This window comes from Chamaesiphon sp. OTE_75_metabat_556 (assembly GCF_031378165.1).
In the GTDB taxonomy this organism is placed as follows: domain Bacteria; phylum Cyanobacteriota; class Cyanobacteriia; order Cyanobacteriales; family Chamaesiphonaceae; genus Chamaesiphon.
Genome location: NZ_JANNDR010000444.1, coordinates 1 through 7,011, shown reverse-complemented (window position 1 = coordinate 7,011; position 7,011 = coordinate 1). Strand labels below are relative to the sequence as shown.

General features: G+C 48.1%; 6 protein-coding genes. 3 read left to right on the top strand and 3 right to left on the bottom strand.

What is annotated here, in order from left to right; genetic code table 11:
• Positions 1 to 72 precede the first annotated feature (72 nt).
• The 3 genes from RMO27_RS18100 to RMO27_RS18090 all read right to left on the bottom strand — a co-directional run bounded on the left by RMO27_RS18100 (position 73) and on the right by RMO27_RS18090 (position 2,580).
• Positions 73 to 618: a hypothetical protein gene (locus RMO27_RS18100; protein WP_309735081.1), complete on the bottom strand. Its 546-nt coding sequence runs from the start codon at positions 616 to 618 to the stop codon at positions 73 to 75.
• 71 nt (positions 619 to 689) lie between these two features.
• The gene (locus RMO27_RS18095; RefSeq protein ID WP_309735079.1) at positions 690 to 1,463 is read right to left on the bottom strand and encodes a glucosamine-6-phosphate deaminase; all 774 of its coding nucleotides are present in this window, start codon (positions 1,461 to 1,463) and stop codon (positions 690 to 692) included.
• Positions 1,464 to 1,605: 142 nt separating this feature from the next.
• Positions 1,606 to 2,580, bottom strand: a complete 975-nt coding sequence (locus tag RMO27_RS18090; protein WP_309735078.1) for a serine/threonine-protein kinase — start codon at positions 2,578 to 2,580, stop codon at positions 1,606 to 1,608.
• Positions 2,581 to 2,821: 241 nt separating this feature from the next.
• Between RMO27_RS18090 and RMO27_RS18085 the strand changes: the two genes are divergently transcribed.
• The 3 genes from RMO27_RS18085 to RMO27_RS18075 all read left to right on the top strand — a co-directional run.
• The gene (locus RMO27_RS18085; RefSeq protein ID WP_309735075.1) at positions 2,822 to 3,724 is read left to right on the top strand and encodes a rhodanese-related sulfurtransferase; all 903 of its coding nucleotides are present in this window, start codon (positions 2,822 to 2,824) and stop codon (positions 3,722 to 3,724) included.
• A gap of 776 nt (positions 3,725 to 4,500) precedes the next feature.
• Entirely contained in the window at positions 4,501 to 5,538 is a 1,038-nt protein-coding gene (locus RMO27_RS18080) for a hypothetical protein (RefSeq protein ID WP_309735074.1), read from the top strand.
• A 377-nt stretch (positions 5,539 to 5,915) separates the two neighbouring features.
• Positions 5,916 to 7,011: glycosyltransferase (locus tag RMO27_RS18075; protein WP_309735072.1), on the top strand; the 1,096-nt coding region annotated here is incomplete at its 3' end.

Here is a 7,011-nt window from a genome sequence, read left to right as displayed (position 1 = left end):
AGTTGATAGTTGATAGTTGATAGCTGAATTTATATGACTGACGATCGGATTAATTATAGTTAGCAAACTGGATTATTGGACATTAATAACTAAGATTTGTTTGATGGTACCAGTGCCGGAAAATTGCTGAGTAACTTTGGTGTTTTTGCCGATGAAATTTACAGAAATCGTGTCTTCCGGCTGGGATGAAGTTCCCGAAATCTCGACTTCATTGCGTCCGGCTTTCAGTCGTGGAGCTAAATTTAGTTCTAGGGAGTTATTAACGATCGATCTGACTGCTTTACCATTGACTTTGACTTCGACGCGCTGGAGCCGGATGGGGGCATCATTGGCAGAGCCTTGGATGCGGAGCATGTGTGGCTGGCTTAAGTCGGTACGATCGACGCTGACGACTGTCGATTGGACTTGTCCGCCATTGGCATCGGTGCTAACGGTGACTGTACTTTGATTGATAGCGACGTTCTGACTAGTTGCATCGACAGAGATCGCGACAGCATTACTCAAGAATAGAACAGTACTCGCCACAACGGAAACTCGCGCATTCATCAACTTTACCCCTACCCAACTAGGATGAAAAGGCGATCGAGTGAAGTAGTGTTTCGATCGCCACAACCGCATAATTGTTTTCTACTTATAGTTGTAGCAGACGTGGAGACGCTTAGCTCTGTTCCAAATTGGCGACACTATATTTAGCCGATCCCACTAGCGGCAGCTTCGTCTAGATATAGTGTCGCCGTGGGATATTTCCGCAGGATCGCAGCCGGACAGACTGGCGAAATCTCCCCAGTCAGCATCGTGTTGACGATACTGGCTTTGCGCACACCCATCGCCAGACAGCAAATCCGCTGCGCCCTACAAATCGTCGGCAAAGTCAGCGTCAGGGCATATTGAGGGACGGCTTCAATGCGATCGAAAAATCCAGTATTGACCTGCTGTTGGCGAGATTTATCAGCTAATTTTACCAACTTCACAGGATAACGATCGGTAAAGTCGGCGACTTCGGGATCGTTGAAGGCAATATGTCCGGTTTCCCCAATCCCCAGCAAGCATAAATCGATCGGTTGAGCTGCTAATAATTGCTGATAGCGATCGCATTCGGCGATCGGTTCTAAGGTATCGCCAGCTAGATAATTAAACTGACGCGGTGTTACTTTGCGCCCCACCATTTCCCGCATAAATAATTGAAAACTAGCTGGATGCGTTCCCCCAATGCCTAGATACTCATCCAAATGAAACAAGGTGAGCCGTCCCCAGTCGATCTCGCTGACTGCTGTCAAATTCTCTAGTAACTTGATTTGTGACGCTCCAGAAGCCAAAATCGCGGCTGCACTACCTTGCCGCTCGATGATTTCGTTCAGATAAGACTGAGTGCTCTGGACTAGGCTACTCACTAGATCTGCTTCGCAACGATAAACTTCCACCTGCAAAGCATCCACTTGGAAGGTTCGGATTGGGGTAGGCATAGGGGAGTTGGGAGTTGGGAGCGGGACACCGGACGATCTTATCGCGGATGGGATCGATGGCGCGGGTAAATTTGTGGCGGCACATAAATAAAGGGTGCCCCGAGTGGGCACCCTTTGCAACTACACGATCGAGTTAATTAATTTAGCGATCGACCATCGAGGCTCCAACATTATTTGGCATCGCGGCGATGCGACTGACGATCGTGGCAGTACTAATCAAGCCCAAGCCAATCAGCATCGCCACTGCCATAATCTTGCTAGTTGTCAATTGCCGCTCGGTCGATTCATTCTCCATCAACTCCGGCGAGTAGAGGTAACTATCATCCTCAATTTCGATCGGTACTGTCTCTAGATCGGCCAGTACTGCTGCTGTAGATTCATACCGCTCGATTTCATCAGCTCGCGTCATCTGTTCCAAAATTGTCGCCAAGCGATCGCTAATCTGCGTCAAATCTCGCCAGATCGCCTCCCGCGATGCATTTTTGGGTAAGTGGAGCGGATACTGTCCCGTCAGAAATTGAATGGCGGTCATCCCCAGCGCGTAAATGTCGCTGCTAAATGTCGCTGCGCCGTGGGCTTGTTCGGGCGCGTGATAACCGGGCGTACCGACGACCAGATTCGGGACGACTGACTCGCTACCTAAATCTTGCACTGCTCCAAAATCGATCAAACACAACTGACCGTTGTCCCAGCGGCGGATGATATTTGCTGGCTTGATATCGCGATGAATTGCTTGCTTCTGATGCACGTAACCCAATACCTTGAGCATCTCCCGCAAAAATCTGACAACCTTCGCCTCGCTCCACTGATGCCCGATCGTAAATTCCTTGCTCAGATCGTCACCAGCAACAAAGTCTTGCACCATGAAAAAATCACCTTGATGCTCGAAGCACTCCACCTGCTGGGGAATCTGACTGTGCTTGAAACGTGCGAGGATGGCCGCCTCCAATTTAAATAACTGCAACATCCGAGGATGCTCGACTTTGGGTCGCAGTTGCTTGACGACACATTGTGGTTCGCCCGGTGCCGTCAGATTTTTGGCCAGATAAGTATGGGCAAATCCACCTTTACCGAGTCGCTTGATAATTTGGTAACGGCCATCCACGATGATATTCATGGTCTGGAGCAAGCACAAATTGCTATTAAACTTCTAGTTACATATAATCGTTGATGTCAATGATCGAAACTGTATGCTATCAGACAATTCGCGGCGACGATCGATTAGTAACTCTAATTCAGGATTTTGTAGTGTTAGTAAACTAAAGCTCCGATCCTCTGGGCATCAAGCTTTGACAGCAAGACCGATCTCCAGAAATGATGTAAGTTTGAATAACTAATGCGAACGATAAGCCACCGCTATGAGCCAAGTTATTGCTGCCTTTTATAAATTTGTGACCTTAGCTGACTACCAGGAGCGTCGTCAACCATTGCTAAATTTGTGTCATCATCACCACATTAAAGGCACAATTTTATTGGCGGCGGAAGGGATTAATGGCACAATTTCAGGGACGCGATCGAGTATCGATACGATCCTCGCCGATCTCAAAGCCGATCCTCAGTTTGCCGATTTGGAGCACAAAGAATCGATCGCCACTAAATCCCCATTCGACAGGCTTAAAGTCCGGCTCAAGCAAGAAATCGTCACCTTCGGCGTCCCGACGATCGATCCCACCAATCTCGTCGGTACCTATGTCAAACCCCAAGACTGGAACGCCCTAATCGCCAATCCCGATGTCTTGGTGATCGATACCCGCAATCAATACGAAGTCGAAATCGGTACCTTTGCTGGCGCGATCGATCCGCACACCGACTCCTTCACCGAATTTCCCGCCTACGTCGCCGCTCACCTCGATCCGCAGCAACACAAACAAATCGCGATGTTTTGTACGGGCGGTATCCGCTGTGAAAAAGCCACCTCCTACCTGCTCTCTCAGGGCTTCGATCGTGTCTATCACCTCGAAGGTGGCATCCTCAAGTATTTAGCGGAAATCCCCGCCACCGAGAGCCAATGGGAGGGCGAATGCTTTGTCTTCGACGATCGAGTTGCCGTCACGCATGGACTCGAAACAGGCACTTATCAACTTTGTTGGGGTTGTGGCCACCCAATTTCACCCGCAGATCTGGACTCACCCCACTACGAACCCGGCATCTGTTGTTCCCGTTGTCATGCGACGATGACACCCACACAACGCGCTAGCCGCACCGAAAGATGGCGGCAACTCCAACTCGCCGCCGAGCAAGATCGCACTGACGATCTGTAAAGACAAAGCCCAGATTCCAGAAGTAACGAGATTGATTTGACTACCTGTTAAGATCCGCCACCTTTCTCGTGACAGCGATCGCACTACTTGCTCTGTAGATAGCCCTAAGTAGGGCAATTTTTGGGCGAATTTTCTGATGACTTGTTACGATCCGCGCAAAAAAATACTGCCACTCTCCATCGCCAGCATCTGAGTGGCAAATTCTTGGGCAAAAGATTATTCGATCGACTTATTCTCGATCTCTGTTGCTCCTGTTGTCGAACAGAATTATCGCACCATAAGAAACATAAATACTGCTGAATTAATATATGATTTGCCGTTAAATAAATTGCTAAAAAAGATGAAATTCAATATTAGGATCGATAAATCACTTTGTCTACAAACCAGCGCAAGCAGGAGTTTATAGCTGTTTTTTATTTAAATGTTTCGATCTGGCAATTTTTTTAGTATTAATTGATTTGCCATATCTACGTTCAGCAATACCTGGCTTTTGTTGCAACTAATTTTGATCGAGATCGGTGAAAATACTGGTTGCAATTGATCGGAATTCAGACTAATGTTGGATGTGAATATCACTTTTTGCAAAGTGCAGCGTAGTATAGATCGCTAATTTTATTTCCGAGCTATGGATCTCTACTGTGTGAAAAGTCGATCGATCCCATCAAGTTTGTGAGTTCGATCGGCAAGCTATTTAGAGAATTGTCCAAAATTTGGGAGTGACACACACGCCAGCGTCTATATTGCCGAGCTATTCTCGACAATAAACCCCCCCGATTATGAATTTAAAATCCTTTCCATCACAATCGAGTGATGCTCGCTCTACCCGCGCACATCCGCACCCAATGGGTCAGCACCAGCTCAACAAATCGATCGTTGCTTCTGTCTTGAGTCTGGCTGCGATGGCCACTGTCAGCCAACCCGAACAAGCTGCTGCCATTGACCTGAATTTCACCACTTCACTTGATGCAACTAACGTCGCTACCCCAGGTGGTCTCAATCTTGGTGCTGCCTATAATGGTTCTACGATGCGGTTCATCAACGTTGCAACCGGAATTGATGCCAGGATCACCGCAACGGCTTTTGGCACTAATTATTCCTATGCAGGGACAATCCCAAATTACTATAGTGTTAATGGCACTACCCAACCCAACGGCGATCTAGCACCCATCTATCAAATAGCCGCCAATCAACTGGGCGCAGGTGGTCTGACCTATACGATCGACCTATTTGCAACTGATGGTACTACCCACAACTTTTCAACCGCTTATGTTGCTCCAGATCTGCGCTTTTCTGTCTATGACGTAGATGGGGAAAATCCAACGACGACGGGTACTGGTACGACACAAAGTAGCTTTAACCAAACTGAAGCTGTTCGTGTCTTCAAAGGTACTAGCTCAAGTGGCTTCGCTGGTTATCAAGTTGGTAGCGCGTCAAACGCCTTGATTCCAACCGAAGATGCAACTAGCTATCTTTTTTCGGGACGGAGTGTCAATCAGCTTGAGACTAGTCCACTCGGAGCAGCCCTCTTGTACTTCCAGAACACCAGCTCGGTCACGTTCCAATTTGAGGCAAATACCACAGCTCCAACAAGTACTTCTGCCAATCCGATATTTAGTGCGATCGACGGTGACGTCAGCCTGATCGGTAATAACAGCACTAACTTCGATGCCTCTGGACACGCCACCCCTGCTGCTGGTTTCGGTACATACCAAACAGCTCAAAAAATTCCCGAACCCTTTACCATTATCGGCAGTCTGATCGGTGGTGGCGTAGCATTTGGGATGAGAAAGAAACTCAAAGCTACCAGCAACTAGTCGATCGATTACATCACAAAAAAACCTGTCTTAATTATTTATCCCCTTCACCTGCATCTGTGGTGAGGGGGATTTTTTGTGTGGGTGAGTTTGTGGCACTGTTCAGCTATAGGGTGACATATTGAAAGCCTCTGGTTGAAAGCAATTCGAGCATCGTAATCGGGCGATTACCTCCGGTAGGCTATGCCAACGATGTAGCCCATTGCCATGGCTGGAGTTTCTTGTTTTCCCAGCCCCCAATGTGGTCAGATTTTAAAATTGGAAGGTTATAACCTCATCTTGGCGGTTTTTACGCTGATGCTGTCACAACGCCACGATCGCACTAGTCCATATAGATCGTATACTAATCGAAATGCTCTATCAAACACTAAATCAGCATGTCCCACATTGGTATTTTGTGCCCTGGAGCGATCGGTCATCTCAACCCCATGTGCAACTTGGGTATGGAGCTAATCCGTCGCGGTCATAAAGTTACCTTGTTTGGCGTGCCAGAAGTAGGCGAAAAAATCGCTCGGTCTAACTTAGAATTTGCTGAAATTGGGGCTAGTGATTTCCCCCCTGGCAGCATCGAAACAATCTATGCCCAACTAGGACGATTGACTGGATTGGCAGGATTGAAATTTGCCATTAACTTTTTCGAGCGGGAAGCGAAGATGTTATTTCGTGATGCTCCCGCAGCAATTCGGCAGGCTGACATCGACCTGCTGCTGGTGGATCAGGTGACAAATGCTGGGGGCACCATTGCCGATTACCTCAACTTACCATTTATCACAGTTTGCAACGCATTACCGATAAATCGCGAACCTGGAGTCCCACCTAGTTTCACTGCCTGGAAATATGAAAATGTCTGGTGGGCTAGACGCCGAAATCAATTGGGTTACTCTGTGCTGGCTTATCTGACTCGCTCGATTTGGGATGTACTGGTGCGGCAGCGGCAAACGTGGCAATTACCACCGCACCAACACCGAGACGATGGCTATTCGCAACTGGCTCAAATCGCTCAGTTGCCACAGGAACTCGATTTTCCCCACGAACGACTCCTACCCTGGTTTCACTATGTCGGGACGCTCAAAAATCCGGCGGATCTAGAGCCTGTCTCATTAGAACGGCAGGATTTTCCATGGGAAAAACTCAATGGTAAACGGTTAATCTATGCCAATCTCGGCACTTTGCAAAGCCACAATTGGGATATTTTTCGATGCATTGCTACAGCCTGTCTGGAGATCGATGCACAGTTAGTCATTTCGTTGGGAAATCCCAATGCAGATCCAGCACAGACTGATTTTCCTGGCAACCCACTAGTAGTTCCGTTTCCACCCCATCAGCAATTGATTAACCGTGCTGACTTGGTAATTACTCATGCCGGCAGTACGGCAGTAAGTTGTTTGAGTAGTGGCGTGCCGATGGTGGCCATTCCAATTACCACCGACCAGCCAGGGATGGCCGCTAGGGTAGCACGAGCTGGTGCGGGTG